The organism is Bradyrhizobium genomosp. III, assembly GCF_000261705.1.
GTDB classification, from domain to species: Bacteria; Pseudomonadota; Alphaproteobacteria; order Rhizobiales; family Xanthobacteraceae; genus Bradyrhizobium; species Bradyrhizobium ottawaense.
Genome location: NZ_AJQF01000575.1, coordinates 1 through 2287, shown reverse-complemented (window position 1 = coordinate 2287; position 2287 = coordinate 1). Strand labels below are relative to the sequence as shown.

The following is a 2287-nucleotide window of genomic DNA, read 5'->3' as shown; positions in this document are numbered from 1 at the left end:
GGTCAGCGTGTCGCCGTCGGCGGGCTGGGCGTTGCCGAGCAGGCCGGTGGCGGTCGTGCCGTTGGTGGCGATCAGGGTGATGGCGCCGGTCAGAGCCGTGGTGCCGTCGCCGGCCGTTCCCGCAGTGCCCGTGAAGGTGCCGATGGTGGCGCCGAGCGTCGTGGTGCCGTTCGCCGCCGTGGTGCCGCCGGCCGTGCCGTTATACAGCACGTTGCTGCTCGCGGTCGCGCTGGCGAAGCTCGTCGTGCCGCGCAGGTCGGCCGCCGTCGCGCCGGCGATCGTGGTGGAGACGTTGGACTTGGTGGAGTAGCCGACCGTGGTCTGCAGCGCCTGATTGGCGATCGACTTCGCGCTGTCGATCAGCTTCTGCAGCGAGGTCAGGCCGGTGTTGGCGGCCTGAAGCACCTGCACGCCGTTGGCGATGCCGTCGAGCAGATTGTTGATGTCGCTGGCGCGGTTGTCGAGCGACTGTGCCGTGAAGAAGTTGGTGGGATTGTCCAGGGCCGAATTGACGCTCTTGCCGGTCGACAGACGGTTCTGTGTGGTGGCGAGGAGGTCGGCGGTGGACTGGAGAGAGAGGAGGTTCTGACGAACCGACGCAGAGAGAACAATACCTGACATGACTCTTACCCTTCTGGCTTACGCGTCTTCGTTCGATCGCTTCGGATCGAGTGACGGGGCCAGCGTGCCGCGACATGGCTAACAAAGGGTGAAACGAGCATCGCCTGCGTAAGCGCCGGTTCACCATGAGCGGGCGGGACGCGCGGAGCGAGATGGCAATCAGCCTGAAATCATTGGCAATTCTTTGCGCTTACGCTCCATTAACCATAACCGCTGGTTACTTTTCGGAGCGTCATCTGCCCTCTCAAAACCTCGGGCGATCAACAAAAAAGCGGCGGGGCCGAGGCCCCGCCGCCCTAACGTCTTGCGATGTCGTCCGCTTGTTAGCGGAGCAGCTGCAGCACGCTCTGCTGCGACTGGTTGGCCAGCGACAGCGCGGAGACCGCGATCGACTGACGAGTCGACAGCGCCTGGCTGTTGGCCGCCTCGACGTTGGTGTCGGCCAGCGTGAGATTGGACGAACCGGTCTGCAGCACGTTGATCAGGTTCTTGTTGAAGTCCTGACGAACCTGCACGATGGTCAGGTTCGAGCCCAGAGCCGAGGCTTCCGAACGGAGCGTGCTCGAGGCGGAGTTCAGGTTCGTGAGCACCTTGTTGGTGGCAGCGTTGTCGATGAAGTCGACACCGCTGGTCAACGCAGCGAGGCCCAGACCCTTGGAGTTGTAGGTCACGCCCGTGATGCTCAGGCTCGACTTGGCGGTCTCGTCGAACACCAGCTTGAGCTGGTCGCCGTTCAAGAGGTTGACACCGTTGAACGAGGAGTCCTGAGCAGTCGAATCGATCTGCTGGAGGATGTTGTTGTACTGGTTGACGAGATTCGCACGCGAGGTCTGCGCAACCGTATCCTGGACGGGGCTGGAAGCCGTCGAGAACGTCAGCGCCGTGGTCAGCGTGCCGCCGATCGCACCACCCGCGGCGTTCGAACCGATGGTCGAGGACGCGTAGTCGTTGGTGGTCGAGACCGTCAGCAGGCCGTTGGCGTCGATCGTCGCCGTCAGGTTGTTGGCCTGAAGCTTCGTGTTGAGCTGATCGAGCGTCTTGACCGTGCCGTTGGTGCCGTCGCCGAAGGTGGCGCTGACCGCCGTGCCGCCGTTGAAGGACGAGAAGGTCAAGGTCTTGCCGGTGATGCCGCCGACGCCCGAGGTGCGCGCCGCGGTGAAGGCGGTCGAGGTCCCGGTGTTGCCGGCGAAGCCAAGCGCATTTAACGCGTTGCCGGTGCCGGTGATCGACAGATCGGCATTGACACCGGTCGAGATCTTGAGCTGACCCGAAGCATTGATCAACGAGTTCGACTGGCCGGTGGCGGTCGCAAGCGTCGCGGTGCCGTTGGCATTGACCGTCGCGGTCTGCACGCCGGTGGCAAGGTCGATCGCCTTCAAGACGTCGTTGATCGTGCCGCCCTGCAGATAGACCGTCGAGTTGCCGGCGCCGTCAGTGAGAACGTTGCCGTTCGCACCATACCCGCTCGGAACGCTCGGAGCACCGGTCGAACCCGGGATCGGCGCGTTCTTGAAGGTGATGACGTGACCGTCGACGTTCAGCGTCGAACCGTCCGCGATCGTCGCACCGAGCGAGCCCGAGCTCGTGGTCCGGTTGACGCTCACGGTGGCGTTGCCGCCGCCCACAGACGTGGTCAGGCCGAGAGACTTGAGCAGGTCAGCCTTGC

At 64.0% G+C, this 2287-nt stretch carries 2 protein-coding genes; both read right to left on the bottom strand.

Features of this window, described 5'->3' with window-relative positions:
* Positions 1–621, bottom strand: a 621-nt coding sequence (locus IC66_RS0142165) for a flagellin N-terminal helical domain-containing protein (RefSeq protein ID WP_038951362.1), incomplete at its 3' end; no start/stop codon positions are given.
* A gap of 323 nt (positions 622–944) precedes the next feature.
* On the bottom strand, positions 945–2287 hold a 1343-nt coding region (locus IC66_RS0142160), incomplete at its 5' end, for a DUF1522 domain-containing protein (protein WP_038951361.1).